The sequence below is a fragment of the Ralstonia flaminis genome (assembly GCF_958415495.1).
In the GTDB taxonomy this organism is placed as follows: domain Bacteria; phylum Pseudomonadota; class Gammaproteobacteria; order Burkholderiales; family Burkholderiaceae; genus Ralstonia; species Ralstonia flaminis.
Map to the genome: position 1 here is coordinate 160866 of NZ_CATZLL010000012.1, position 24440 is coordinate 185305.

A 24440-nucleotide genomic window follows, 5' to 3' on the forward strand; every position below is an offset into this window, starting at 1 on the left:
TGGTTGCATCGCGGGTTGGCCCCATTGTGGTGCCCGAAACCGGCGTGCTATAAAAACCACACGTCGTGCCGTCGCGTGCATGACAGTCCGTCAGGGGAGAAAAGCATGGCAGTCCGGTTCTACGATGAAATGCTCAACTGGCATGGCGAGCGCAGCTCGCATGCTGCCGAACCGGCCCCAGCAGCGCTCGTCCAGCAGGGCGAGGTGCGCAGTCACTATGGACGCTTCGCCGAATGGCTGGGCGCGCAGTCCGCCACCACGCTGCAGAACAAGCGCGCCGAGGCCGATCTCATCTTCCGACGCGTGGGTATCACCTTTGCGGTGTACGGTGACAAGGACGAATCGAATAGCGGTACCGAGCGCACGATTCCGTTCGACATCATTCCGCGCATTTTCCCGGCCAGTGAGTGGGCCACGCTCGAGCGCGGCCTGCGCCAGCGGGTCGACGCGCTTAACCGCTTCCTGCACGACATCTATCACGAGCAGAACATCCTGCGCGCCGGTGTCATTCCGCCCGACCAGATCTACAACAATGCTCAATACCGCCCCGACATGCTCGGTGTGAACGTGCCGCGCGACATCTACGCGCACGTGGCCGGCATCGACATCGTGCGTGCCGGTGAGGGCGAGTTCTACGTGCTGGAAGACAACCTGCGCGTGCCGTCGGGTGTGTCTTACATGCTGGAAAACCGCAAGATGATGATGCGGTTGTTTCCCGAACTGTTCGCACGCAATCGTGTGGCGCCGGTCGCGCATTATCCAGACTTGCTGCTGGACATGCTGCGCAGTGTGTCGCCGCAGAACATTGCCGATCCGACCGTGGTGGTGCTTACGCCGGGCATGTACAACTCGGCCTACTTTGAGCACGCATTCCTGGCCCAGCAGATGGGCGTGGAGTTGGTGGAAGGGCACGACCTGTTCGTGCAGGACGACCACCTCTATATGCGCACTACGCAGGGCCCGCAGCGCATTGACGTGATCTACCGCCGCGTCGATGACGATTTCCTCGATCCACTGGTATTCCGCCCGGATTCTTCGCTGGGTGCGGCGGGGCTGCTGTCGGTCTACCGCGCGGGCAACGTCACCATCTGCAATGCCATCGGTACCGGTGTGGCGGATGACAAGTCGATCTACCCGTATGTGCCCGACATGATCCGCTTCTACCTCGGCGAAGAGCCGATCCTGAATAACGTGCCGACCTACATGTGCCGCCGACCGGACGACCTGCAGTACGTGCTCGACCACATGGGCGAACTGGTGGTCAAGGAGACGCACGGTGCGGGCGGCTACGGCATGCTGGTCGGCCCCGCGGCTACTAAGGACGAGATCGCGGCGTTCCGCGAGGTGGTGAAGGCGCGCCCCGATCAGTACATCGCCCAGCCGACGCTCGCGCTGTCGACCTGCCCGACCTATGTGGAAGCTGGCATCGCGCCGCGCCATATTGATCTGCGGCCCTTTGTGCTGTCTGGCAAGGACGTGCGCATGGTGCCGGGCGGCCTGACGCGCGTGGCGTTGCGGGCGGGCTCGCTGGTGGTCAACTCGTCGCAGGGCGGCGGGACGAAGGACACGTGGGTGCTGGAGCGCTAACGCGTCGATATCTCGCAACCGACATAACCGAATACGGACAGGGAACGCCATGCTCAGCCGCACCGCAGACCACCTCTTCTGGATGGCGCGCTACACCGAACGGGCCGAGAACACCGCCCGCATGCTCGACGTCAATTACCAGACCTCGCTGCTGCCGCAATCGGCGGAAGTGGCCGAGCAGGGCTGGTGGGCGATGCTCGACATCTCTGAACTCACGCAGGTATTTGATGAGCGCTACGGCCTGCTCTCGCGCGATGACGTGATCGACTTCATGGTCCGCGACATGACCAATCCGTCGTCGATCATGAGCTGCCTGCGCGGCGCGCGCGAGAACGCACGGGCCGTACGCGGCTCCATCACGACCGAAGTGTGGGAGACCATCAACACCACCTGGCTGGACGTGCAGCGCCTGATGGCCGAGGGCATGTTGCGCGATGATCCGTCGCAGTTCTTCGAGTGGGTTAAATTCCGCTCGCACCTGTCGCGCGGCGTGCAGGTCGGCACCATGCTCACGGACGACGCCTTCCATTTCATGCGTCTGGGCACCTTCCTGGAGCGCGCCGACAACACCGCGCGATTGCTCGACGTGAAATTCCAGTCCACGCCCACGCGCGATGAAACGGCGGCCGAGCAGGGCGACTTCTATCACTGGGCTGCCACGCTGCGTTCGGTGTCGGGTTTCGAGGTCTACCGCAAGATTTATCGCAACGTGATTACGCCGACGCGCGTGGCCGAGTTGCTGATCCTGCGCAGCGACATGCCGCGCTCGCTGCTGGCCAGCATGGACGAAGTCGTGGCGATTCTCTCCACCGTGCGTAACAGCCAGTCCGCGGAGACGGAGCGACGCGCTGGTAAACTGCACGCCGACCTGCGGTATGCCCGCATCGAAGACATTTTTGCGGTTGGCCTGCACCCGTGGCTGACCAATTTCCTGGAGCGCATTGGCGATCTGGGCAACGGCATCAGCCAGGACTTCCTGGTGCCGCTCGATGCAGTGTGACGCGCGGGGCATTTTGTATCTACCAGGGCGTTGCCTACGGGCGGCGTCCGCGCCATCGTGAAATACCAAATTCGACATACGACGGTCTACCGTTATGCCGAGCCGCTGCGCCACAGCGTGCATGAGCTGCGATTGACCCCGCGCAGCGGGCCGCTGCAACAGGTGGACAGCTGGCAGATCCATGCCCCCGGCAACCTGACCCGCGCCACCGACGGCTTCGGCAACGTGGTGCACCACTTCACCCTGCGCAACCGCACGGACGACGTCACCATCGACGCCCGCGGCATTGTCGAGGCCTTCCCGTGCGCCGTACCGGGTAGCCGCAGCTTTACCGATGCCCCAGGGGAAGGGCGCTACCGTGTGTCGCCGCTGTACTTCCTGAGCACCACGCCGCTGACTTCTGCGCCGCCTGAGATGGTCGACTTCGCACGCAAGCATGCGCTGGTGCATGGTGATGCGGATTCGGCACTGAGCCTTGCCGGAGCCATTGCGCAGCGTGTGCGCTACAAGCCCAATACCACCGATGTGGGCACGACGGCCGCCGAGGCATTCAACCTGGGTGCTGGCGTCTGCCAGGACCAAGCGCAGGTGATGGTGGCGTGCTGCCGCGCGCTCGGTGTGCCGGCCCGCTATGTCAGCGGCTACTTCCATGCCGTTGGCGAGGAAGATCTCGCCAGCCATGCCTGGGCCGATGTTTGTCTCGATGCTGAAACGCATACCTGGTGCAGCATCGACGTGACGCACCAGTGCTTCACCGACGAGCGTCACATTCGCCTGGCAGTCGGTCGCGACTACCAATCTGCCGCACCGATCCGCGGCATCCGCCAGGGGGGCGGCGCCGAGACCCTGAACGTCAGCATCTCGATCGAACCGTTGCCCGCCGAGGCCGCCTGAGTGCACTGAACGCCGCTTCCAAGCGTGTCAATGCGTTGCGATCGACACGCTAGAATGCTCTTAACTCATAGATTTCGTTTGTCGCTGCTCCCATGACTTATTGCGTTGCCATGCGCCTGGACGCTGGCTTGGTCTTCCTGTCGGATTCCCGCACCAACGCGGGCGTCGATGCCATTTCCACGTTCCGCAAGATGACCGTCTTCGAGCGCGAAGGCGATCGTGTCATGGTGCTGCTGACCGCCGGCAACCTCGCCATCAGCCAGACCGTGCGCCAAGTGTTGACGGAGGCGCGCGACAAGCCGCGCTCACTGTGGACCGCCCGCGATATGTTTGAGGCGGCCACCATTGTTGGTGAAGCCGTGCGCGAGGTGTACGACCGGGATGCAGCGGCGCTGGCCAAGGCCAAGATTGATTTCAACGTCAGCATCATCCTTGGCGGGCAGATCGGCACAGAACGTCCGCGCTTGTTTAACGTCTATGCCGCCGGTAACTTCATCGAGGCCACCCCCGAGAACTGCTATTTCCAGATCGGCGAGGCCAAGTATGGCAAGCCAATCATCGACCGAGTGGTCTCCCCGGGGCTGCCGCTGGACGAGGCCGCAAAATGCGCGCTGATCTCGATGGATTCGACGCTGAAGTCGAATATTTCGGTGGGGCTGCCGCTCGATCTGCTGGTCTATGAAACCGATTCGCTGCGCGTGACGCGTTTCGTGGCAATTGACGAAGAGAATCCGTATTTCGCGATGATCCGCGGCACCTGGGGTAAGCGCCTGCGTCAAGTGTTTGCCGAGATCGATGACCCGGATTGGGAGACGGACACCAGCCCGTCGTATCCGCTGCGCCGTGAAGGGCATCCGTCGACCGAGGTGGGGCCCGTGCGCATCGCGCCGCCCGCCGCGGATGCTCCGGCCACACCGCAACGTGCGCCCGGCCCGGTGTTCGAGCAGGTGTCGACGCTCCAGCGCGTGGCTGGTAGCGCTTCGAAGGAATGACACTGAGCGCGGGGCGGGAGCGGGTTCGATGCGCGACGTGATCCTTTTTTCACATGCAAACGGTTTTCCAGTCGGCACGTATCGCAAGATGCTCGGCGTGCTGGGTGACGACTACGATATCCACGCTGTTGAGCGATTCGGGCATGACCCGCGCTTTCCGGTGACGCGGTCGTGGCCGGGGCTGGTCAAGGAGTTGCTTGCAGAGATCGATGCGCAACCTGAGCCTGTCTGGCTGGTCGGTCATTCGCTGGGCGGTTTCTTGAGCTTGATGGCGGCGCTGCGTCGGCCTGAGCACGTGCGCGGCGTGCTGATGCTCGATTCGCCCATCATCGCGGGCTGGCGCGCCAAGCTGCTGCGCGTTGCGCAGTGGCTGGACATTGACGAGAGCCAGTCGCCGGCTGCCGCCACCAAGAATCGCCGCAACGTTTGGCCGGATCTGGATTCCGTCTGGAGCCACTTTAAGGCCAAGCGCAAATTCGATCGCTGGGATGAAGATGTGCTGCGTGATTACGTCGAGCACGGCACCGAGCCGACTGGCCGCGAGCGCGAGCGCACGCTACGTTTCTCGCGCGAGATCGAGTATCAGATCTACCGTACTTTGCCGACCAACATGGGCCGCAAGGTCGCTGGCGGCACGCCGTTTCCGGTGAGCTTCGTGGCCGGCACGCGTTCGCGGGAAATCCGCCAGGTGGGCCTGGGTGCAACCCGGCGCATCGTCGGAAGCAAGCTGCGCTGGATCGAAGGCAGTCACCTGTATCCGATGGAAAAGCCGTTGGAAACGGCCGAGTTGATCCGCCAGTTGATCAATGAAATGCGCGCCAACGCAGGCGCCATGCGGCACGCGGCATAAGCGAGGCTTCGCTCGGGCAAATTCCACCGTTCTGTCACGGATCGGGCAAGGCACCTTTGCTATAATCCGGCTTTCCCCGGCAAGCTAGGTCATGACCAAGTTCGTATTCGTTACCGGTGGCGTAGTGTCCTCACTCGGCAAGGGCATCGCCGCCGCCTCGCTCGCGGCCATTCTTGAGTCGCGCGGCCTCAAAGTCACCCTCCTCAAACTCGATCCCTACATCAACGTCGACCCGGGCACCATGAGCCCGCTGCAGCACGGCGAGGTGTTTGTGACGGAGGACGGCGCAGAAACCGACCTCGATCTTGGCCACTACGAGCGCTTCGTCTCGGCCAAGATGCGCAAGTCGAACAACTTCACCACCGGCCAAGTCTATGAATCCGTGATCCGCAAGGAGCGTCGCGGCGAGTACCTCGGCAAGACGGTGCAGGTCATTCCGCATATCACCAACGAGATTCAAGCGTTCATCGAGCGCGGCGCAGCAGCCTCGCACGACGGTAAGGCCGACGTGGCGATCGTGGAAATCGGCGGTACGGTGGGTGATATTGAATCGCTGCCGTTCCTGGAAGCCGCGCGTCAGATGAGCCTGCGCCTGGGCCGCAACCAGGCGGCGTTCATTCACCTGACGCTGGTGCCATTCATTGCCAGCGCTGGCGAACTCAAGACCAAGCCGACCCAGCACTCGGTGCAGAAGCTGCGTGAAATCGGTGTGCAGCCGACCGCGCTGCTGTGCCGCGCGGACCGCCCGATTCCTGACGACGAGCGCGCGAAGATTTCGCTCTTCGCCAACATGCCGCAGGACGCGGTCATCTCGGTGTGGGATGTCGACACCATCTACAAGATCCCGCAGATGCTCAACGAGCAGGGGCTGGATCGCATCATCTGCGAAGAGCTGCGTATCGACGCGCCGCCGGCGGATCTGTCGGTGTGGGCACACATGGTGCACACGCTGGAGAACCCGCAGCACGAAATCACCATCGGCATGGTCGGCAAGTATGTCGACCTGACCGAGTCGTACAAGTCGCTCATTGAAGCGCTGCGCCACGCTGGCCTGCACACCTCGACGCGCGTCAACATCGAGTACATCGATTCCGAAGAGCTGGAGTCGGGCCACATGCAGGTGCTGGATTCGCTGGACGCGATCCTGGTGCCGGGCGGCTTCGGCAAGCGCGGTACGGAAGGCAAGATCCGCGCGATCCAGTACGCCCGTGAAAAGGGTGTGCCATACCTGGGCATCTGCCTGGGGATGCAGCTGGCTGTGATCGAATTTGCCCGCCACCTGGCCGGCATGACGGACGCCAACAGCACGGAATTCAACGACGAGACCCAACACCCGGTGGTGGCCCTCATCACCGAGTGGCTGGATCGTGACGGCGCGGTGGAAAAGCGCTCGGCCGATTCGGACATGGGCGGCACCATGCGCCTGGGTTCGCAGCGCGTGCCGGTGCAATCGGGCACCAAGGCGGCGACGATCTACGGCGCGGAAGTCAACGAGCGCCATCGTCACCGCTACGAGGTGAACAACCACTACGTACCGCAGCTGGAAAAGGCCGGGATGATCATCTCGGCGCGCACGCCGTCGGAAAACCTGCCGGAAATGATGGAGCTGCCGAGTTCGATGCACCCGTGGTTCGTCGGCGTGCAGTTCCACCCGGAATTCACCTCGACGCCGCGCGACGGTCACCCGCTGTTCAAGGCCTACGTGGAAGCCGCATTGGCGCATCACCAGCAGAACACGCAACGCGCTGTCGCTTAAAGCGCCTGGCGCACGGGAACATCATGAAACTCTGCGATTTCGAAGTCGGCCTCGACAAACCGTTCTTCCTGATTGCCGGCACCTGCGTGATCGAGTCCGAGCAGATGGCGATCGACACCGCCGGTACGCTCAAGGAGATCACGGGTGCCCTGGGCATTCCGTTCATCTACAAGTCGTCGTTCGACAAGGCGAACCGCTCGTCGGACGCCTCGTTCCGCGGTCTGGGCATGGAAGAGGGGCTGCGTATCCTGGCAGAAGTCCGCCGCCAGGTGGGCGTGCCGGTGCTGACCGACATCCATGAGATCGATGAGATCAAACCGGTGGCCAGCGTTGTGGACGTGCTCCAGACGCCGGCATTCCTGTGCCGCCAGACCGATTTCATCCGCGCCTGTGCGCAGAGCGGCAAGCCCGTCAATATCAAGAAGGGCCAGTTCCTCGCGCCGCACGACATGAAGAACGTCATCGACAAGGCGCGTCACGCGGCCCGTGATGCCGGCCTGCCGGAAGACAACTTCATGGCCTGTGAGCGCGGCGCCTCGTTCGGCTACAACAACCTCGTGTCGGACATGCGCTCCCTGGCGATCATGCGCGAGACGGGCGCGCCGGTGGTGTTTGACGCTACGCACTCGGTGCAACTGCCGGGCGGCCAAGGCACCAGCTCCGGCGGTCAGCGTGAATTTGTGCCGGTGCTGGCGCGTGCTGCCATCGCCACGGGTGTGGCGGGCGTGTTCATGGAAACGCACCCGGACCCCGCATGCGCAAAATCAGACGGCCCGAATGCTGTGCCGCTGCGCCGCATGAAAGACTTGCTGTCAGTACTGAAAGAACTGGATGCGCTCACCAAGCGCAGCGGTTTCCAGGAAAATCAGTTCGACTGATTTTTCCGACGACCGGCGGCTCCACCAGCCGCCGCTGTCGTTTCCAATTCAGTTTTCGATTCAGCTTCCGGAGAGAGACACATGGCCGCTGGCTACATCCTCGCGTACGTGGACGTGACGGACCCCGTGCAATACGAGCAATACAAGGTGCTGTCGACCAAGGCCATGCAGGTTCATGGCGCCGAGCCGCTGGTGCGTGGCGGCAAGACCGAATCACTGGAAGGCGAGTGGAGCCCCACCCGCATCGTCGTGCTCAAGTTCCCGAGCTACGACGCGGCCAAGGCCTTCCATGACAGCGAGGAGTATCGCGCTGCCCGCGAAGCGCGCTCCAAGGCTGCCAACATGAACATGATCGTGGTCGAAGGCGTCTAAGCCGCCTGCCGACTTCGTAGCGTTACCTGCTTTAAGACACCAAGAGGGATTTTCATGAGTGCCATCGTAGATATCATCGGTCGCGAAGTGCTGGACTCGCGCGGCAACCCCACCGTCGAATGCGACGTGCTGCTGGAATCGGGCGTGATGGGTCGCGCCGCGGTGCCCTCGGGCGCCTCCACCGGCTCGCGCGAAGCCATCGAACTGCGTGACGGCGACAAGTCGCGCTACCTGGGCAAGGGCGTGCTCAAGGCGGTCGAGCATATCAACACCGAAATCTCCGAGGCCATCATGGGCCTGGACGCGTCGGAACAGGCGTTCCTGGACCGCACCCTGATCGACCTGGACGGCACCGAGAACAAGAGCCGCCTGGGCGCCAACGCCATGCTGGCCGTGTCGATGGCCGTGGCCAAGGCCGCAGCCGAAGAAGCGGGCCTGCCACTGTACCGCTACTTCGGTGGTTCGGGCGCGATGCAGATGCCGGTGCCGATGATGAATATCGTCAACGGTGGCGCGCACGCCAACAACAGCCTGGACATCCAGGAATTCATGGTGATGCCGGTTGGCCAGTCGAGCTTCCGCGAAGCCCTGCGCTGCGGCGCTGAGATCTTCCACGCGCTGAAGAAGATCCTGGCAGACAAGGGCATGAGCACGGCCGTGGGCGACGAAGGTGGCTTCGCACCGAACTTCGCCAGCAACGAAGAGTGCCTGAACACCATCCTGTCGGCCATCGAGCAGGCTGGCTACAAGGCCGGAGAAGACGTGCTGCTGGCGCTGGATTGCGCTGCTTCCGAGTTCTACAAAGACGGCAAGTACCACCTGGAAGGCGAAGGCCTGCAACTGTCGTCGGAAGACTTCGCCAACTACCTGGCGAACCTGGCTGACAAGTTCCCGATCGTGTCGATCGAAGACGGCATGCACGAGAGCGACTGGGCCGGCTGGAAGGCCCTGACCGACAAGCTCGGCAAGAAGGTGCAACTGGTGGGCGACGATCTGTTCGTCACCAACACCAAGATCCTGAAGGAAGGCATCGAGAAGGGCATCGCCAATTCGATCCTCATCAAGATCAACCAGATCGGTACGCTGACCGAGACGTTCGCTGCCATCGAGATGGCCAAGCGCGCCGGCTACACCGCCGTGATCTCGCACCGCTCAGGCGAAACGGAGGACAGCACCATCGCTGACATCGCCGTTGGCACGAACGCCGGTCAAATCAAGACTGGCTCGCTGTCGCGCTCGGACCGTATGGCCAAGTACAACCAATTGCTGCGCATCGAAGAAGACCTCGGTGATATCGCCAGCTACCCGGGCAAGTCGGCGTTCTATAACCTGCGATAATCCTTCGCAGTTTCGCCTCGGATGGCCGTGCGACCGCCGCTGTGGCGGTCGCGTGGTATTTGGGGCTGCGAGTTGTACCGCCGCCAACGCCTGACTGTATGCGCCTGATCACGCTGTTCCTGCTGCTGTTGTTGCTTGCCATCCAATACCCGCTCTGGTTGGGTAAGGGCGGTTGGCTACGTGTCTGGGACATGCAGAAGCAGGTGACCGCGCAGAATCAGCACAACGTTGATCTCAAGCAGCGCAATACCAAGCTGGAAGGCGAAGTGAAGGACCTGAGGGAGGGCACGGGCGCTATCGAAGAGCGCGCGCGCTATGAACTGGGGATGGTCAAGGACGACGAAGGTTTTGTGCAGTTCGTGGCACCGGCCCCCAAGACCAGCGAAACCCCACCGCCTCCGCCGCCTCCGGCCGGGCAGCAGAAACGGCATTGAACGTGCAGAGCGAACGCGCCGTTCGTGCCGCGTTTGCTTTCCAACCGATTTCCGGAATTACCAGTAGTACGGATAGCCCCAGACGGGCGCGCCGTAGCTGACTCCCCAGCCACCACGGTGGCGCCATCCACTGCCGTAGTAGACCGAATAGCCACCGTAGTATGGGTACGGATAAGGGGCGTAGTAGGGGGTGGCCGCGTAGGCGCGCGCCTCGGCATCGCGCTTGACTGCCTGGTCGGATTCGCGCAGCGCCTTGGCGTTCAAATCATCCAGTTTCTTGCGATCTTCCGCCGACAGTACCGCGGGCGCAGGCGTTTGGGCGTCTGCCGGCAGTCGCGCGGTGTAGGGCGTACCACCCGGGCCGCGCGGAACCGCAACGCATGCCGATGCCAGCAAAGCTGCCACCACGGGCAGCACGAGCGCGCCAGCGCTGGGCAGGTTCAATGACTGGGTGATGGGCTTGGACATGATGCGCTCCGCAGCAGGCGGCAGATGAGGGAACTGGCGACTTAGAGCGTGGGCGGCACCCATAAGTGCCGCGCGCCACGCTTCTTCATACTATGTCGCTGTGCTCAATGGCGTTGGCCGGATGCACCTTGAACGGCTTGTGCGACGGTCTCCTGCGCGAAGAGCTGCGCACAATCGACCGCATCGAAGCTGTAGTGCTGACCGCAGAACTCGCAGTCGATCTCCACCTTGCCGCGCTCTTCCAGGATGCTCTCGATCTCGGGCTGGCCGAGCGTGCGCAACATGGCGCCCACGCGCAGGCGCGAGCACGAGCAGCGGAAGTGCGGCGCCAATGGCTCGAACATACGGATGCCGGCAGCTTCCATCTCTTCCCAGTACAGCCGCTTGATGAGCGTGTCGATCGACGCTTCGAGCAATTCTTCGCGGCGCAGCGTGTTGCCGAGCTGGCAGACGCGTTCCCACGTGTCGAGATCCTGCTTCTGCACGTCCTTGTGCAGCGGCTGGCCCGTCTCTCCGACCCGTGCTGGCTCGCGGTCGGGGCGGCCTTCCATGGTGCCGCCGTACGAGGGCAGGCGCTGCAGCAGCATGCCCGAAGCGACTTTATTGTCGGCAGCCAGCCAGAGGCGCGTGTCGAGCTGCTCAGATGCCTGCATATACTGCTCAAGCACCTCGGTCATGTTGGAAAGCGGTCCGGTTTCGTCTGACAGCGGCACGATGCCTTGGTATGGCTGCTGGCCCGGCAGCTTGTCGTGCGGATCGAGCGTGATGGCAAAGCGGCCGCGGCCGTGCACGTTGACCATCGAGGCCAGCGTGGCATCGTCGGCAATCTCGGCGTCTTCGGCAATCTTGGCGGTCGCGCGCATCGACATGTCAGAGTTGCACTCCACCACCAGCATGCGCACTGGGCCATCACCGTGCAGTTGCATGACCAGCGCGCCGTTGAACTTGAGGTTGGCCGACAGCAGCGCGGCTGCTGCCATCATCTCGCCCAGCAGCGTGCTGACCGGGGCGGGGTAGCGACGGCGGCGCAGGATTTCTTGCCAGGTTGCTTCCAGGCGCACCAGTTCACCGCGCACCGGCGCGGCGTCAAATACGAATTTCTTCAGCTCGTCAGTCATCCATCGATCCGTTTCAGTTGCTGCTTGTACATCGCCTGCCGCACCGCATAAGTTTCGGTGTTCAGGTGCATCTTGGCGATGTCGTCTTCCGTCAGTTTGCGCACGGCCTTGGCGGGCGCGCCCAGGATCAGCGTGCCGTCTTCGAAGACCTTGCCTTCGGTGACGATCGCACCCGCACCCACCAGGCAGTTCTTGCCGATCACCGCGCGATTAAGCACCACCGCCTGGATGCCGATCAGCGAGCCTTCGCCGATGGTGCAGCCATGCAGCATGGCTTGGTGGCCAATCGTTACGCGGTCGCCGATGTTCAGCGGGCAGCCCGGGTCGGTATGCAGCACCGAGCCCTCCTGCACGTTGCTGGCCTCACCCACGGTAATCGGCTCGTTATCGCCGCGGATGACGGCGCCGGGCCAGACGCTTGCGCGTGCCTTGAGCTCCACGCGGCCGATGACGGTCGCTTCGGGGGCCACGTAGGCGTTTTCGTCAATGGTCGGGGCAACGTCGCCGAGTTGGTAGAGGGCCATGCGATCGGTCTCCAGAATCTGCCTCAGTGGGCCAATAAGTGGGGAAAAAGCGCGCGTCTTCAAGCCTGCCAGAGGGGCAGGCCGGACACGTCGAATTAAAATGGCGGAAAGCCCGAATTGTACGCTGATGAACGTTTTTCAGTCCCCCGCCCAATCGCCCACGGATAGCCTGCGCCACGCCGCTCTGGCCGCGTTGTGTCTCACCGATCCTGCAAGCAAAGTTGACGCCACCTTGCGCCTGGGCGAACGCGCGCAACGTGCCGAAGCCGCCGCCTGGGGCGCCGACGAGGTGATTGCCGCGCCGGCCACGGGTATCCCTGGTCGCCCCGACGCACCGGTTCTTGTGCCGCCCTCCGAGGTGCCGCGCCGCCGCGCGATCGATACGCCGCGTGGACGTGCCGCGCTGCTGCATGCGTTGGCGCACATCGAGTTCAACGCCATCAACCTCGCGCTTGATGCCGTCTGGCGCTTCGCAGGTTTGCCCATTGTGTTCTATCAGGACTGGATGCGCGTTGCGGCGGAGGAGGCGACACATTTCTCGCTGCTGTCGGCGCATCTGGCCACACTCGATTGCCGGTATGGCGATCACCCTGCCCACGACGGCTTGTGGCAGATGACCGAAAAGACCGCCGCCGACCCGCTCGCGCGCATGGCGCTGGTGCCACGCACGCTGGAGGCGCGCGGGCTTGATGCCTCGCCGCCCATACGCGCCAAACTGGCGCAGGCGGGTGATCTGGAGGCCGCCGGCATCCTCGACATCATCCTGCGCGACGAGATCGGCCACGTGGCCGTGGGTAACCGCTGGTATCGTCATCTGTGCGAGCGAGCGGGGCTTGATCCGCTGCCGACGTATCGCAAGCTGGCCGAACAGTACGGCGCACCGCGCCTGCGCGGACCATTCAACCTCGATGCGCGTCGCCAGGCTGGTTTTGACGACGACGAGATCGCTGCGCTGGAAGCCTCGTTCTAAGCGGCACCTGGTCGGGCAGTCATCGCTATAATCATCGGAAAAAGAACGATCGTTCGATTATTTGCTGATTCGATGACGGAAACCATGACCTCGACCACGCCGCCGGCTACGCGCCAAGCTTCCCGTTCGACCTACCTGGATGTACGCGGCCTGCGCTATCACGTGCGCGAATGGGGCGAGCCGGGCGCGCCCATCCTGTTCCTGTTCCACGGCTGGATGGATGTGTCGGCGTCGTTCCAGTTTCTGGTGGATGCGCTGCGCGAGCGCTGGCACATCGTGGCGCCGGATTGGCGCGGCTATGGCGAGACCGCCCGGCCCACGGATGCTCCCGGCGTCGAGTGCTACTGGTTTGCCGACTACCTGGCGGATCTGGAAGCCATTGTCGATCACTACCAGCCGGAGGGGCAGGTGACGCTGGTCGGCCACAGCCTGGGCGCCAACGTGGTGTGCCTGTACGCCGGCATCCGGCCCGAGCGCGTGCGCCGCGTGGTCGATCTGGAGGGCTTCGGCATGACGGCTTCCAAGGCTTCGCAGGCGCCGCGCCGGTATGCGCGCTGGCTGGATGAACTGAAGGACAAGCCGCGCCTGAACACATACGCCACCGTCGAAGACGTTGCCGCGCGCCTGCAGAAGACCAACCCGCGCCTGCCGGCGGACAAGGCCGCATTTCTCGCGCAGCACTGGTCGCATCAGGGCGCCGACGGCCGCTGGGAAATCCTTGGTGATCCTGCGCACAAGATCATCAACCCGCAGCTCTATCGCTTGGATGAGGTGATGGAAATCTGGCGCCGCGTGACCGCGCCTGTGCTGCACGTCGAGGCCGTCGACTCACCCACGCTCAAGGCGATTGCGGGCGAGACACCGCTGCCGGAATTCAAGACGCGCTTTGCGGCGTTTCCGGATTTCCGCGAAGTGTTGATCGCCGAGGCGGGCCATATGCTGCACCACGATCAGCCGGAACAGGTGGCCATGTTGATCGAGGAGTTCTGTCAGCATGGCTGAACCGCGCCGGCCTCAGTCGAGAAAACGCTGTACTGCGCCGGGTGGCGGCAGGATGCAGGTATCTGAACGTCCAAACCACCGGTAACGGTTGCGCGCGACGCAGCGATAGAGCGCGTCACGCAGCGGCACCGGGATCAGCCAACCCGCCCACGCCAGCCGCCACGGCCAGCCAAGCTCATGCAGGATGCGCAGTACGGCGGCACTTTCGCGCCATGCATGGCCATCGCGCACGAAGAGCACCGTATCAACATCGTCCGGATCGACGCCTGCCTGCGCGAGCAGTTGTCGCCCGGTCGCTCCCTGCATCGATGCAAAGCGCAGCACACCTTGTCGATCGTGTCGAAGCAGGAATTGTGTGAAGCCGCTGCACAGCAGGCAGTGCGCGTCATAGACAACGATCATGCGGGCTCCCTCGTTGTCAGATCCAGGTAGCCGCGGTACGCAGCAACCACACCGAGCAATGGCACGCTGGCGCGCACGTTGAAGTGGAGGCGGTCACCGTTGCCGGTTTCTTCGGCCACGACGGCCGGCCGCAGCCACGCAGGGCAGGGGATGCCGAGGAAGCGCAAGCCCTCCAGGCGCATCCGCAGCATGCCGTGCTCCGCTTCCAGCGCAAAGAAGAGACGTACTGCGCCCAGCCGCTCCATGATGCGCCCCTGATGCAGCGACAGCGTGGAGCGCATCGTCTGGCGCGGGAAATGGCGTGTCCAGGTCTCTTGGGTGGCGGTGGCGTCGAGTGTGAAACGGATTGGGCCGCGCGTCGGTGTGCGTGGTGTGCGAATGCACCAGGCTAGGCCGCGTGCCATGCAGGTAGCGGGCGGCTCTGTCTCGACCTCGCCGCGCAGTGTCACCAGCCCGGCCATCCGATGAAAGGCCTGCACGGCGGGCGCAAGCTGCGCGTACTGTGTGCCGAGCACCGTTTCATAGAGCGAGGCGGTCATGCCCGCGCCTCACGCATCGTGATCGCCAGGCCATCGGTTTCGCGCGCAAAGTCGTCCAGCGTCAGCAAGCCGACGCACGGCATTGCTCCACACTGCGGCAGTTTGCCTTCCAGGAGCCGACGGACCAGCGCTGCGGCAGCGAGTGTCGGCACGTAAGGGCCGTCGCCGCGAACGGCTAGCAGGTGCCACAGGCGCGAGTGCAAGGTGCCGTCGGCATCCCCGCCTTCGACACGCAGGTGCATGCCGCCCACATCTGAGCCCCAGTGCAGGAACCAGTCGGATACGGCTTTCAGCCAGCGCGTGTGTCGCGACCAATCGTTGACGATGCCAGCCCGCACCAGTGCGGTCAGGGCCTGTGCCTGCGTCAGTGATCGCCCGGCAATCGTCACCGTCAGCGACGCGTGGACGGACAGGCGCTCGACCAGCCGCTGCCCGAAAAAGCCGTAGCCGCCGATGACAACGACGTGCGCTGCACGCAGGGGCGCGACCATTCAACCCGCCGTCACATGCAGCTTGGTTTGTAGTCCAGCGTCGTTGCTTGAGTGTGTGTGCACCAGCGCCTTGTCAGGGTTCGCGTAGCGGTATGCGCGGCGCAGCGCCATCGCCACCTCGTGGAAGCCCGAGAGGATCAGCTTTTGCTTGTTCGGATACAGCGCGATATCGCCAGCGGCAAAGACGCCGGGCCGTGAAGTTTCATACGCGGTGGTTTCCACTGCGATGCGGCCGGCACGCATTTCCACGCCCCAGTTGGCGATCGGGCCGGGCTCGGAAACCAGTCCATACAGTGCAATCACCTCATCGCAGGGCAAGGTGACTTCGCCCTCGCGCCCGCGGACTGCGACGCCGGTGAGCGTGCCATCGGGCGTACTGTCCAGCCGCGAGAGCATGCCGAGCACGAAGTCCATCTCACCCGCAGCAACGGCGGCGCGCATCTCGGCAACGGAGGCATCGGCAGCGCGGAAGCCTTCACGCCGGTGCACGAGCGTGACGCGCGCGGCAGTCTTGCGCAGCGCCAGTGCCCAGTCGAGCGCGGAATCTCCGCCGCCGGCAATCACGACCCGCTTGCCTGCAAAGCGGGCGGTGTCGCGCACGGCGTAGTGCACGTGGCGACCTTCCAATGCCGCAGCCTCGGGCAGGGACACGCGTTGCGGGGCAAAGGCGCCATTGCCAGCCGTGATAAGCACGGCTGCACAGTCGAAGACGTCGCCGGCACTGGTGGTGACGCGGAACCGCTGGCCGTGCTCGCCTTGGATGGTTTCCACCGTTTCAGCGCGCCGGCCACACAGGATGGGGTAGTTGAACGGCGCGCACTGGGCCATCAGCCGGTCGACGAGTTCCTGCGCGGTGCAAGACACCAGCGCGGGGATGTCGTAGATCGGCTTTTCCGGATACAGCTCGGTGCACTGGCCGCCCGGGCGGTCCAGTGCATCCACCAGGACGCACGACAGCCCCAGGACGCCCGCCTGGAACGCCGCGAACAGGCCAACCGGCCCGGCACCCACCACGAGCACGTCGACGCGCTGTTCGACCGACTGAGCGGAATTGGCGGGGAGGGTGGCTGGGGTGGTCATGGCAAAGCGAAGAGAACGAAACAATGCGGCCACTATAGCGTGCGGCGGGCCATGGGCCGCCAACACCGCCACGAGTAGTCGGGTCTTCCCGGTCTTTTCCCGATCGACGCCGAGTGGTGCGGGCGGCCCCCCGATTCCGCGTCGCAGCAGTAAAATGACGGAATGCCTAATCTTTCTACTGCCTCCACCCGCAACGCTGATCTGCACTGTCACTCCACGGTGTCGGACGGTCTGCTTGCGCCGCAAGACGTGGCTGCGCGTGCCGCTGCGCATGGTGTGACGCTGTGGGCGCTGACCGATCACGACGAAGTGGGCGGACAAGCGGCCGCGCGAGAGGCGGCCGAGTCGCTTGGCATGGCCTATCTGTCGGGCGTGGAGATTTCCGTCACCTGGGCTGGGCGCACACTGCACATCGTTGGTTTGGGCATCGACCCGGACAACGCCGAGCTGGTGCAGGGGCTGGAGCGCACACGCTCGGGCCGCTGCGCCCGCGCGGAAGACATGAGTGAGGCGCTTGCCAAGCTGGGTATCCAAGATGCCTATGAGGGCGCGCTGGGCTACGCCGGCAACCCGGACATGATCTCGCGCACCCACTTCGCGCGCTTCCTGGTCGAGCATGGCCACTGCCGCGATATTCAGGAAGTGTTCAGTCGCTACCTTGGCGAAGGCAAACCGGGCTACGTGCCGCACCGCTGGTCACGTCTGACTGAGGCAATCGGGTGGATCAAGGGCGCCGGCGGTGTCGCGGTGATGGCGCATCCGGGCCGTTACACGCTCTCGCTGGTCGAGCACAGCGCGCTGTTCGACGAATTCAAGGATCTGGGTGGTGAGGGCGTTGAAGTCATTACCGGCAGCCATACGCCCGATCAATATGCGCTGTACGCCGATGTGGCACGCCGCTATGGCTTGCTGGCCTCGCGTGGCTCGGATTTCCACGGCCCGGGCGAAGGCCGCATTGAACTGGGCGAGCTTCCGCCGCTGCCCGACAACCTGACGCCGGTGTGGAGCCGGTGGATGTCTTAACCCCATCGTCCACCCAACCCATCCCCAGCACCCCGCATGTCCCAGTTCTTCCAGATTCACCCGACCACGCCGCAAGGGCGCTTGATTCGCCAGGCGGCGGAAATCATCCGCGCGGGGGGCCTGGTCGCGCTGCCCACCGATTCCTGCTACGCACTGGCCTGCCATCTGGACGACAAGTCGGCCGTGGAGCGCCTGCGCCGCGTACGCGGCATCGACGAGAAGCAACACCTCGCGCTGATGTGCCGGGACCTTTCTGAGCTGGCCACATTTGCACGCGTCGACAACAAGCAGTACCGCGTGGTGAAGGCGGCCACGCCGGGGCCGTTCGTGTTCCTGCTCGAAGCGACCAAGGAGGTGCCACGCCGGCTCTCGCACCCGTCGCGCAAGACCATCGGCCTGCGTGTACCGGAACACGCGATTCCCCTGGCGCTGATGGCCGAACTGGGCGAGCCGCTGCTCACCTCCACGCTGCAATTGCCCGGCGACGATGCGCCGCTGAACGAGGCCGAGACCATCCGCGAGCGGCTGGAGAAGCAGCTCGAACTCGTCATCGACGGCGGGCCAGCCCCGGCCGAGCCCACCACCGTTATCGACTTGACCAGTGGCGAGCCGGAGCTTGTGCGTCTTGGGCGGGGCGATCCGGCCCGCGTTGGCCTGTAGGCACGTGCCGATGCGCTATGTGCGGCCGGCGTGCCGCCGCGCGCGCTTGCTACAATAGCCCGCCTATGGACCCCACACTGATCCAGAACATCGCGGTTTACGCGATCCCCGTCCTGTTCGCCATCACGTTGCATGAGGCGGCGCACGGCTATGTCGCCAAGCACTTTGGCGACGACACGGCCTATGTGATGGGCCGCATCAGCATCAACCCGCTGCGGCACATTGATCCCATCGGCACGATTGCGATGCCGCTGCTACTGTATTTCGCCACCAAGGGTGCGTTCGTATTCGGCTATGCAAAGCCAGTGCCTGTGCGCTTCGGCCGCCTGCGTGATCCGCGTTGGCATGGCATGTGGGTGGCGCTGGCCGGGCCGGCCTCCAACTTTATCCAGGCGATTGTCTGGGGCGTGTTGGCGGTGCTGTTTGCCGTGGGCGGTGTGAACGAGCCATTCCTGATCGGCATGGCGCGCGCGGGCATTCTGGTCAATATGGTGATGGCAGCGTTCAACATGTTTCCACTGCCCCCGCTCGATGGCGGGCGCGTGCTGGCGGCGTTACTGCCGCCGCGGATGGCGCTGGGCCTGTCGCGCATCGAGCCGTTCGGCTTCTTTATCGTGATGGCGCTGATCATCTCCAACGTCATCACCAACGTCTGGATGCGCCCGATCATGGCGCTGCTGTTTCAACTGCTGCAGTGGATCCTGAGCCCACTGCAGATGCTGTTTTCTTAAGTCTCCCAATCCATTTCCCACATGTTTCCTGACCGCGTACTCTCCGGCATGCGTCCGACCGGTGCTCTGCACCTGGGGCACTACCACGGCGTTCTGAAAAACTGGGTCCGGCTGCAGGCCGAATACCCGTGCTTCTTCTTCGTCGCCGACTGGCACGCGCTGACCACGCACTACGAATCGCCCGAGGTGATCGAGGCGTCCGTGTGGGAAATGCTGATCGACTGGCTGGCCGCCGGCGTTGACCCGTCGCAGGCGACGCTGTTCATCCAGAGCCGTGTGCCGGAGCACGCCGAGTTGTTCCTGCTGCTGTCGATGGGCACGCCGCTGGGCTGGCTCGAACGCGTGCCGACCTACAAGGACCAGATCGAGAAGCTCAAGGAGAAGGACCTCTCCACCTACGGCTTCCTCGGTTATCCGCTGCTGCAGGCCGCCGATATCCTGATCTACCGCGCCGGCTTCGTGCCGGTGGGCGAAGACCAGGTGCCGCACGTCGAAATGACGCGCGAAGTCGCCCGCCGCTTCAACTACCTGTACGGCCGCGAGCCCGGCTTCGAAGAGAAGGCGCTGGAGGCGGCCAAGAAGCTCGGCGGCAAGCGCGCCAAGCTGTATCTCGAACTGCGTACCGCCTATCAGGAGCGCGGCGAAGACGAAGCGCTGGAACAGGCCCGCGCACTGCTGGCCGAATCGCAGAGCCTCTCGATGGGCGACCGCGAGCGCTTGTTCGGCTATCTGGAAGGCGCACGCAAGATCATCCTGCCCGAACCGCAGGTGCTGCTGACGGAGGCATCGCGCATGCCTGGCCTCGACGGCCAGAAGATGTCCAAGTCTTACGGCAACACGATCCGTATGCGCGAGGATAAGGAAAGCGTCGAGAAAAAGGTTCGCACCATGCCGACCGACCCGGCCCGTGTGCGCCGCACTGACCCGGGCGATCCGGACAAGTGCCCGGTCTGGCAACTGCACCAGGTCTACTCTGACGCAGACACGAAGGAGTGGGTGCAGAAGGGCTGCCGCAGCGCCGGCATCGGTTGCCTGGAGTGCAAGCAGCCCGTGATCGAAGGCATCCTGCGCGAGCAGCAGCCGATGCTCGAACGCGCCCAGAAGTACATGGACGATCCGTCCCTGCTGCGCGCCATCATCGCCGACGGTTGCGACAATGCCCGCAAGGTCACGCAAGAGACGATGCGTGAGGTGCGCGAGGCGATGGGCCTGGCCTACAGCTGACGCCGCTGATGACCACTGCTGCGCTCGATCCGCATACGCTCGCCGCGCCGTCCGCTTGGGTGGCGCGATGGGCGGCTGAATTGCCGGCTGGCGCGTCTGTGCTGGATGTGGCCTGTGGCAGTGGCCGGCATGCACGTTGGCTCATGGCGCGTGGTCTGCGCGTGACCGGTGTTGACCGGGATGCCGCAGCACTTGCCGGGCTTGCGGGCATCGCTGAAACCGTGGTCGCAGACATCGAGGGTGGTCCTTGGCCATTGCCGGCCGATGCCGCATTCGACGCGGTGGTTGTCACCAACTACCTGCATCGGCCGCTGTGGCCGCAGCTGCTGGCGGCGGTTGCGCCGGGCGGGCGCCTGATCTACGAAACTTTTGCCATCGGAAACGAAACTGTCGGGAAACCGTCCAATCCGGCATTCCTGCTGCTACCCGGCGAATTGCTGAGTGCCGTGCAGGGTCAATTGCGTGTGATCGGTTACGAAGACGGTTTTGTCTCGTCGCCCCGAGAGGCTTACTTGCAGCGGGTTTGCGCGGTACGCGAGCGCTCAGGGGATGCGGCACCCCGATATGCACTTTGAAGTTGCTGAGTACAGGGGCCCAATTTGTCACCTGAGCGTCTCTTGGCAGCATTCGATGTGGCGAATTCGTTTTGACCTTCCGGTACAATCCGACTGTTTACGTTGACGCTTTTGTTTGTTTTCGAAACCATGACCCAGATTTCCGGCAGTCTCGTCGCCATCGTCACGCCCATGCACGAGGACGGCAGCCTTGATTTCCCGTCCCTGCGCAAGCTCATCGACTGGCACATCGCTGAAGGCACCGACGGCATCGTCATCGTCGGCACCAGCGGCGAATCCCCGACGGTGTCGGTGGAAGAGCACCGTGAGCTGATCCGCGTGGCGGTCGAGCAGGCCAACAAGCGCATCCCCATCATCGCCGGTACCGGTGGCAACTCCACCGTGGAGGCCATCGAACTGACGGCCTACGCTAAGCAGGTGGGCGCCGATGCTTCGTTGCAGGTCGTGCCGTATTACAACAAGCCGACGCAGGAAGGCATGGTCTTGCACTTCCGCAAGGTGGCCGAGTCGGTCGATCTGCCGGTCATCCTGTACAACGTGCCGGGCCGTACCGTGGCCGATATGACGGTCGAGACCATGCTGCGTCTGGCCGAAGTGCCTGGCATCATCGGCGTGAAGGAAGCCACCGGCAACATCGACCGTGCTGCGCAGCTCATCAAGGGTGCTCCGGCTTCGTTCAAGATCTACAGCGGGGATGATCCGACTGCCATCGCGCTGATGCTGCTGGGCGGTCATGGCAACATCTCCGTCACCGCTAACGTGGCGCCGCGCGCCATGCACGAGTTGTGCGCTGCCGCCATGCGCGGCGACGTGGAGACGGCACGCCGCATCCACATGCAACTGCTGTCGGTGCATAAGAACTTGTTCGTTGAATCGAATCCGATTCCCGTCAAGTGGGCCCTGCAAGCCATGGGCATGATGGAAGGCGGTATCCGCCTGCCGTTGACGCCGCTGGCTCCCCAGTATCACGAAGTGGTGCGTGCATCCCTGAAGGATGCCGGGCTGCTCTCCTGATGTTCACCGGCTTACAAGCCATCGTTCTCGTTTGAAGGATCGCAAGTCAATGAAACTGCTCCAAACCCGTCGCGGGGCTGTGGCGACGTCCGCTCAACTGTTGCTGGCCGCGCTGTCGGTTGCCATGATTTCCGGTTGCGATACCGTCAATGAGGTGATGCAGCCGGACCGCATCGATTACAAGTCGCAGGCCAAGAAGGGCCCGACGCTGGAAGTCCCGCCTGACCTGACCAGCGTCCAGGCTGACCGTCGTTATGCTGCGCCGGATACGGGTACGACCACGCTGTCGGCCTACACGTCGACGGCCCCGAAGGTTACGACGCCCGGCTCGGGCGCCGACAACGTGCTGCCCGCCGTGTCGGACATGCGCATCGAGCGCGACGGCAATCAACGCTGGCTGGTTGTGAAGACCACGCCGGACGCCCTGTGGCCGCAACTGCGCACGTTCTGGCAAGAGCTGGGCTTCCTGCTGGTGATCGACTCGCCCGAGACCGGCATCATGGAAACCGACTGGGCCGAGAATCGCGCGAAGATTCCGCAGGACATCATCCGTCGCACGGTCGGCAAGGTGTTCGATGGCCTGTATTCGACGGGTGAGCGCGACAAGTTCCGCACGCGCATTGAGAAGGGCCCGAGCGGTACGGTCGAGGTCTACATCTCGCACCGTGGCGCGCAGGAACAACTGGTCGGCTCCTCCAAGGATCAGACCGTATGGACGCCGCGTCCGGCAGATCCTGAGCTGGAAGCTGAGTTCCTCTCGCGCCTGATGCAGCGTCTGGGCGCCAGCAAGGAAGCTGCGCAGCAGAAGCTCGTGCAGACACAGGCTGCCCACCCGGTGGAAGCGGGCGCGAAGGCGACTGAGGGTGTGCAGGCTGCACGCACTGCCGGACCGTCGCTGCTGGCGCAGGCAAATGGTCAACCGGTGTTGAACGTACCGGAACCCTTCGATCGCGCGTGGCGCACCGTGGGTCTGGCGCTGGATCGCGTGAACTTCACCGTGGATGACCGCGACCGCACGCAAGGCGTGTACTTCGTCCGCTATGCGGACACCAAGGCCGAAGCGAATGCGCCGGGCTTCTTCTCGCGCCTGTTCTCGGGAACGAAGATTGAAGACCTCAAGCGTGCCAAGCGCTATCGCGTGGTGGTCAAGGACGGCGGTGCTTCGTCGACGGTGCTGGTTCAGAACGACGACGGCTCGGCGCAGACTGGCGACATCGGCAAGCGCATTCTGTCGCTGCTCGACGAGCAACTGCGGTAATCGGCTTCATGCGGTACGGCTGCCTGGGTGGGCGATGACACTGAGATTCGCCAGCCTCGGCAGCGGCAGTGAAGGCAATGCGCTGCTTGTCGAATCCACGGATGGAACGACGAGCACGCGCATCCTGCTCGACTGCGGATTCGGTATCCGCGAAACCGTGCGCCGGCTCGAACGCCTTGGCTGCGCGCCGGAGACCCTCAACGCCATTCTCGTCACGCACGAGCATGGTGATCATGTTGGTAGCGCCTACGCGGTTGCTGCCAAATACAACATCCCCGTCTGGACTAGCCACGGCACCTATCGCGCCACCGTGAACTTGCGCGGTGCAGATCGTGCAGCGGTGCGCTTCTGCCGTGCCGACGACGTTTTCAGCGTAGGTGACCTGCAGATACTGCCGTACACCGTGCCGCACGATGCGCGTGAGCCGCTGCAGTTCGTCTTCAATGACGGGGCGCGCTACCTTGGCGTGCTGACAGACGCTGGCATGTCAACCGAGTACTTGTGCGCGCATCTAGAAAACATGCACGCGCTTGTGCTGGAATGCAATCACGACCGGGAGATGCTCGCCAATTCGGCGTATCCGTGGTCATTGAAGCAGCGTATCGGTGGGGATTTTGGTCATTTGGCCAACGATATCGCCAGCGCGATTCTTACGCGCGTAAGGCATGCTGCCTTGCAGACCGTAGTGGCTGCGCATTTGTCCAGGCAGAACAACACGCCCTTGTTGGCGGGTCAGGCGATTGCTGTGGCGCTGGGTATTGATGCCGGCGACGTGCCGATCGCGGATCAGGAGGAAGGGTTACCCTGGCACGCGGTTTAGTGTCGAAAACTGCGCCTTGTAAGATTCAGATACAACTTTGAGTGGCGGGTGGAGTTGGCAGCGATATTGCCTGGTTACGCGCCCATGAAAAAAGCCGACCCGAAGGTCGGCTTTTTTGTCTCGCGAGAAACGCGATTATTGCTTGGCAGCCGGAGCCGAAGCTTCTGCAGCCGGAGCCGAAGCGGCGGCGTCCGAAGCAGCCGGGGCCATCGGAGCAGCAGCGTCCGAAGCAGCCGGAGCAGCAGCGGCGTCCGAAGCAGCCGGAGCGGCCGGAGCAGCAGCCGGAGCCGAAGCTTCCGGAGCAGCAGCCGGAGCAGCAGCTTCTTCCTTCTTACCGCAAGCAGCCAGAGCCACAGCAGCCATCAGCGAGGCGATCAGGAGAGACTTTTTCATTTTTCGATCCTTAAACTGAATATGGAAAGCGGACAACAGAAAGGGCG

The 24440-nt window shown here is 63.6% G+C and carries 28 protein-coding genes; 20 read left to right on the plus strand and 8 right to left on the minus strand.

Annotated features, from left to right (window positions below):
* Positions 1 to 105: 105 nt before the first annotated feature.
* From R2N11_RS18605 to ftsB, 10 genes are all read left to right on the plus strand, one after another.
* Entirely contained in the window at positions 106 to 1587 is a 1482-nt protein-coding gene (locus tag R2N11_RS18605; protein WP_199031791.1) for a circularly permuted type 2 ATP-grasp protein, read from the plus strand.
* 49 nt (positions 1588 to 1636) lie between these two features.
* On the plus strand, positions 1637 to 2587 hold the full coding sequence (locus R2N11_RS18610) for an alpha-E domain-containing protein (protein WP_199031790.1): 951 nt from the start codon (positions 1637 to 1639) through the stop codon (positions 2585 to 2587).
* A gap of 57 nt (positions 2588 to 2644) precedes the next feature.
* Positions 2645 to 3481 (plus strand): transglutaminase family protein, encoded by an 837-nt coding sequence (locus tag R2N11_RS18615; RefSeq protein WP_199031789.1) that lies wholly within the window; start codon positions 2645 to 2647, stop codon positions 3479 to 3481.
* 92 nt (positions 3482 to 3573) lie between these two features.
* A complete protein-coding gene (locus R2N11_RS18620; RefSeq protein WP_199031788.1) occupies positions 3574 to 4473 on the plus strand; it encodes a proteasome-type protease in 900 nt (299 codons plus the stop codon).
* 28 nt (positions 4474 to 4501) lie between these two features.
* Positions 4502 to 5323 carry an alpha/beta fold hydrolase gene (locus tag R2N11_RS18625; protein WP_199031787.1) on the plus strand — a complete coding sequence of 274 codons (822 nt, stop codon included), beginning with the start codon at positions 4502 to 4504 and terminating at the stop codon, positions 5321 to 5323.
* A 91-nt stretch (positions 5324 to 5414) separates the two neighbouring features.
* Complete coding sequence (pyrG, locus tag R2N11_RS18630; protein ID WP_199031786.1) at positions 5415 to 7079, plus strand: CTP synthase; 1665 nt, start codon at positions 5415 to 5417, stop codon at positions 7077 to 7079.
* A 23-nt stretch (positions 7080 to 7102) separates the two neighbouring features.
* Positions 7103 to 7957, plus strand: coding sequence for a 3-deoxy-8-phosphooctulonate synthase (gene kdsA, locus R2N11_RS18635; protein WP_316681941.1), 855 nt, complete (start codon positions 7103 to 7105; stop codon positions 7955 to 7957).
* An 81-nt stretch (positions 7958 to 8038) separates the two neighbouring features.
* A complete protein-coding gene (locus tag R2N11_RS18640) occupies positions 8039 to 8329 on the plus strand; it encodes a DUF1330 domain-containing protein (RefSeq protein WP_316681942.1) in 291 nt (96 codons plus the stop codon).
* A 54-nt stretch (positions 8330 to 8383) separates the two neighbouring features.
* Positions 8384 to 9667 carry a phosphopyruvate hydratase gene (gene eno / locus R2N11_RS18645; RefSeq protein ID WP_004626133.1) on the plus strand — a complete coding sequence of 428 codons (1284 nt, stop codon included), beginning with the start codon at positions 8384 to 8386 and terminating at the stop codon, positions 9665 to 9667.
* A gap of 98 nt (positions 9668 to 9765) precedes the next feature.
* Positions 9766 to 10101, plus strand: a complete 336-nt coding sequence (gene ftsB, locus R2N11_RS18650) for a cell division protein FtsB (protein ID WP_199031783.1) — start codon at positions 9766 to 9768, stop codon at positions 10099 to 10101.
* Positions 10102 to 10158: 57 nt separating this feature from the next.
* Here ftsB and R2N11_RS18655 read toward each other — a convergent pair whose 3' ends face one another.
* The 3 genes from R2N11_RS18655 to R2N11_RS18665 all read right to left on the minus strand — a co-directional run bounded on the left by R2N11_RS18655 (position 10159) and on the right by R2N11_RS18665 (position 12211).
* Positions 10159 to 10569 carry a hypothetical protein gene (locus R2N11_RS18655; protein WP_316681943.1) on the minus strand — a complete coding sequence of 137 codons (411 nt, stop codon included), beginning with the start codon at positions 10567 to 10569 and terminating at the stop codon, positions 10159 to 10161.
* Positions 10570 to 10673: 104 nt separating this feature from the next.
* Positions 10674 to 11687, minus strand: coding sequence for an Hsp33 family molecular chaperone HslO (hslO, locus tag R2N11_RS18660; RefSeq protein ID WP_199031781.1), 1014 nt, complete (start codon positions 11685 to 11687; stop codon positions 10674 to 10676).
* A complete protein-coding gene (locus R2N11_RS18665; RefSeq protein ID WP_021194083.1) occupies positions 11684 to 12211 on the minus strand; it encodes a gamma carbonic anhydrase family protein in 528 nt (175 codons plus the stop codon). Before R2N11_RS18665 ends, hslO begins: the two co-directional genes overlap by 4 nt.
* Positions 12212 to 12311: 100 nt before the next feature.
* Here R2N11_RS18665 and R2N11_RS18670 point away from each other — a divergent pair, with 100 nt between their 5' ends.
* Together R2N11_RS18670 and R2N11_RS18675 are read left to right on the plus strand one after the other, a co-directional pair.
* Entirely contained in the window at positions 12312 to 13181 is an 870-nt protein-coding gene (locus tag R2N11_RS18670; RefSeq protein ID WP_430715453.1) for a ferritin-like domain-containing protein, read from the plus strand.
* Between the two features lie 84 nt (positions 13182 to 13265).
* On the plus strand, positions 13266 to 14183 hold the full coding sequence (locus R2N11_RS18675; RefSeq protein ID WP_316681945.1) for an alpha/beta fold hydrolase: 918 nt from the start codon (positions 13266 to 13268) through the stop codon (positions 14181 to 14183).
* A 12-nt stretch (positions 14184 to 14195) separates the two neighbouring features.
* Here the strand turns inward: R2N11_RS18675 and R2N11_RS18680 are convergent, their stop codons facing one another.
* From R2N11_RS18680 to R2N11_RS18695, 4 genes are read right to left on the minus strand one after another with little or no spacing between them, the layout of a single operon-like run.
* Positions 14196 to 14585: a thiol-disulfide oxidoreductase DCC family protein gene (locus R2N11_RS18680; RefSeq protein WP_199031779.1), complete on the minus strand. Its 390-nt coding sequence runs from the start codon at positions 14583 to 14585 to the stop codon at positions 14196 to 14198.
* Positions 14582 to 15124, minus strand: coding sequence for a DUF4166 domain-containing protein (locus R2N11_RS18685; RefSeq protein WP_316681946.1), 543 nt, complete (start codon positions 15122 to 15124; stop codon positions 14582 to 14584). The genes R2N11_RS18680 and R2N11_RS18685 overlap by 4 nt, the downstream gene beginning before the upstream one ends.
* Positions 15121 to 15615, minus strand: a complete 495-nt coding sequence (locus R2N11_RS18690) for a hypothetical protein (RefSeq protein WP_316681947.1) — start codon at positions 15613 to 15615, stop codon at positions 15121 to 15123. The genes R2N11_RS18685 and R2N11_RS18690 overlap by 4 nt, the downstream gene beginning before the upstream one ends.
* Positions 15616 to 16695 (minus strand): NAD(P)/FAD-dependent oxidoreductase, encoded by a 1080-nt coding sequence (locus R2N11_RS18695; protein WP_316681948.1) that lies wholly within the window; start codon positions 16693 to 16695, stop codon positions 15616 to 15618. It abuts the gene before it with no gap.
* 162 nt (positions 16696 to 16857) lie between these two features.
* Here R2N11_RS18695 and R2N11_RS18700 point away from each other — a divergent pair, with 162 nt between their 5' ends.
* The 8 genes from R2N11_RS18700 to R2N11_RS18735 all read left to right on the plus strand — a co-directional run bounded on the left by R2N11_RS18700 (position 16858) and on the right by R2N11_RS18735 (position 24000).
* Positions 16858 to 17718: a 3',5'-nucleoside bisphosphate phosphatase gene (locus R2N11_RS18700; RefSeq protein ID WP_199033111.1), complete on the plus strand. Its 861-nt coding sequence runs from the start codon at positions 16858 to 16860 to the stop codon at positions 17716 to 17718.
* A 36-nt stretch (positions 17719 to 17754) separates the two neighbouring features.
* Positions 17755 to 18378, plus strand: a complete 624-nt coding sequence (locus R2N11_RS18705; protein ID WP_199033110.1) for an L-threonylcarbamoyladenylate synthase — start codon at positions 17755 to 17757, stop codon at positions 18376 to 18378.
* 65 nt (positions 18379 to 18443) lie between these two features.
* On the plus strand, positions 18444 to 19109 hold the full coding sequence (locus tag R2N11_RS18710; protein WP_199033109.1) for a site-2 protease family protein: 666 nt from the start codon (positions 18444 to 18446) through the stop codon (positions 19107 to 19109).
* A 21-nt stretch (positions 19110 to 19130) separates the two neighbouring features.
* Complete coding sequence (locus R2N11_RS18715) at positions 19131 to 20333, plus strand: tryptophan--tRNA ligase (RefSeq protein WP_316681949.1); 1203 nt, start codon at positions 19131 to 19133, stop codon at positions 20331 to 20333.
* An 8-nt stretch (positions 20334 to 20341) separates the two neighbouring features.
* Entirely contained in the window at positions 20342 to 20908 is a 567-nt protein-coding gene (locus R2N11_RS18720) for a class I SAM-dependent methyltransferase (protein WP_316681950.1), read from the plus strand.
* A 129-nt stretch (positions 20909 to 21037) separates the two neighbouring features.
* Entirely contained in the window at positions 21038 to 21922 is an 885-nt protein-coding gene (gene dapA / locus R2N11_RS18725) for a 4-hydroxy-tetrahydrodipicolinate synthase (RefSeq protein ID WP_199033177.1), read from the plus strand.
* 49 nt (positions 21923 to 21971) lie between these two features.
* Entirely contained in the window at positions 21972 to 23180 is a 1209-nt protein-coding gene (bamC, locus tag R2N11_RS18730) for an NlpB/DapX family lipoprotein (protein WP_316681951.1), read from the plus strand.
* 34 nt (positions 23181 to 23214) lie between these two features.
* Positions 23215 to 24000: an MBL fold metallo-hydrolase gene (locus R2N11_RS18735; protein WP_316681952.1), complete on the plus strand. Its 786-nt coding sequence runs from the start codon at positions 23215 to 23217 to the stop codon at positions 23998 to 24000.
* Between the two features lie 135 nt (positions 24001 to 24135).
* Here the strand turns inward: R2N11_RS18735 and R2N11_RS18740 are convergent, their stop codons facing one another.
* Complete coding sequence (locus R2N11_RS18740) at positions 24136 to 24393, minus strand: hypothetical protein (RefSeq protein ID WP_316681953.1); 258 nt, start codon at positions 24391 to 24393, stop codon at positions 24136 to 24138.
* Between the last annotated feature and the right edge of the window lie 47 nt (positions 24394 to 24440).

What these genes read in the sequence shown, in the direction of transcription:
- R2N11_RS18640 (WP_316681942.1), top strand. Translation starts at nt 8,039, where the DNA reads ATGGCCGCTGGCTACATCCTCGCGTACGTGGACGTGACGGACCCCGTG.
- R2N11_RS18735 (WP_316681952.1), top strand. Translation starts at nt 23,215, where the DNA reads ATGACACTGAGATTCGCCAGCCTCGGCAGCGGCAGTGAAGGCAATGCG.
- kdsA (WP_316681941.1), top strand. Translation starts at nt 7,103, where the DNA reads ATGAAACTCTGCGATTTCGAAGTCGGCCTCGACAAACCGTTCTTCCTG.
- R2N11_RS18675 (WP_316681945.1), top strand. Translation starts at nt 13,266, where the DNA reads ATGACCTCGACCACGCCGCCGGCTACGCGCCAAGCTTCCCGTTCGACC.
- R2N11_RS18605 (WP_199031791.1), top strand. Translation starts at nt 106, where the DNA reads ATGGCAGTCCGGTTCTACGATGAAATGCTCAACTGGCATGGCGAGCGC.
- R2N11_RS18665 (WP_021194083.1), bottom strand. Translation starts at nt 12,211, where the DNA reads ATGGCCCTCTACCAACTCGGCGACGTTGCCCCGACCATTGACGAAAAC.
- bamC (WP_316681951.1), top strand. Translation starts at nt 21,972, where the DNA reads ATGAAACTGCTCCAAACCCGTCGCGGGGCTGTGGCGACGTCCGCTCAA.
- hslO (WP_199031781.1), bottom strand. Translation starts at nt 11,687, where the DNA reads ATGACTGACGAGCTGAAGAAATTCGTATTTGACGCCGCGCCGGTGCGC.
- pyrG (WP_199031786.1), top strand. Translation starts at nt 5,415, where the DNA reads ATGACCAAGTTCGTATTCGTTACCGGTGGCGTAGTGTCCTCACTCGGC.
- eno (WP_004626133.1), top strand. Translation starts at nt 8,384, where the DNA reads ATGAGTGCCATCGTAGATATCATCGGTCGCGAAGTGCTGGACTCGCGC.
- R2N11_RS18695 (WP_316681948.1), bottom strand. Translation starts at nt 16,695, where the DNA reads ATGACCACCCCAGCCACCCTCCCCGCCAATTCCGCTCAGTCGGTCGAA.
- R2N11_RS18670 (WP_430715453.1), top strand. Translation starts at nt 12,312, where the DNA reads ATGGCGGAAAGCCCGAATTGTACGCTGATGAACGTTTTTCAGTCCCCC.
- R2N11_RS18740 (WP_316681953.1), bottom strand. Translation starts at nt 24,393, where the DNA reads ATGAAAAAGTCTCTCCTGATCGCCTCGCTGATGGCTGCTGTGGCTCTG.
- R2N11_RS18610 (WP_199031790.1), top strand. Translation starts at nt 1,637, where the DNA reads ATGCTCAGCCGCACCGCAGACCACCTCTTCTGGATGGCGCGCTACACC.
- R2N11_RS18700 (WP_199033111.1), top strand. Translation starts at nt 16,858, where the DNA reads ATGCCTAATCTTTCTACTGCCTCCACCCGCAACGCTGATCTGCACTGT.
- R2N11_RS18720 (WP_316681950.1), top strand. Translation starts at nt 20,342, where the DNA reads ATGACCACTGCTGCGCTCGATCCGCATACGCTCGCCGCGCCGTCCGCT.
- R2N11_RS18680 (WP_199031779.1), bottom strand. Translation starts at nt 14,585, where the DNA reads ATGATCGTTGTCTATGACGCGCACTGCCTGCTGTGCAGCGGCTTCACA.
- R2N11_RS18705 (WP_199033110.1), top strand. Translation starts at nt 17,755, where the DNA reads ATGTCCCAGTTCTTCCAGATTCACCCGACCACGCCGCAAGGGCGCTTG.
- R2N11_RS18625 (WP_199031787.1), top strand. Translation starts at nt 4,502, where the DNA reads ATGCGCGACGTGATCCTTTTTTCACATGCAAACGGTTTTCCAGTCGGC.
- R2N11_RS18685 (WP_316681946.1), bottom strand. Translation starts at nt 15,124, where the DNA reads ATGACCGCCTCGCTCTATGAAACGGTGCTCGGCACACAGTACGCGCAG.
- R2N11_RS18710 (WP_199033109.1), top strand. Translation starts at nt 18,444, where the DNA reads ATGGACCCCACACTGATCCAGAACATCGCGGTTTACGCGATCCCCGTC.
- R2N11_RS18690 (WP_316681947.1), bottom strand. Translation starts at nt 15,615, where the DNA reads ATGGTCGCGCCCCTGCGTGCAGCGCACGTCGTTGTCATCGGCGGCTAC.
- dapA (WP_199033177.1), top strand. Translation starts at nt 21,038, where the DNA reads ATGACCCAGATTTCCGGCAGTCTCGTCGCCATCGTCACGCCCATGCAC.
- R2N11_RS18715 (WP_316681949.1), top strand. Translation starts at nt 19,131, where the DNA reads ATGTTTCCTGACCGCGTACTCTCCGGCATGCGTCCGACCGGTGCTCTG.
- ftsB (WP_199031783.1), top strand. Translation starts at nt 9,766, where the DNA reads ATGCGCCTGATCACGCTGTTCCTGCTGCTGTTGTTGCTTGCCATCCAA.
- R2N11_RS18620 (WP_199031788.1), top strand. Translation starts at nt 3,574, where the DNA reads ATGACTTATTGCGTTGCCATGCGCCTGGACGCTGGCTTGGTCTTCCTG.
- R2N11_RS18655 (WP_316681943.1), bottom strand. Translation starts at nt 10,569, where the DNA reads ATGTCCAAGCCCATCACCCAGTCATTGAACCTGCCCAGCGCTGGCGCG.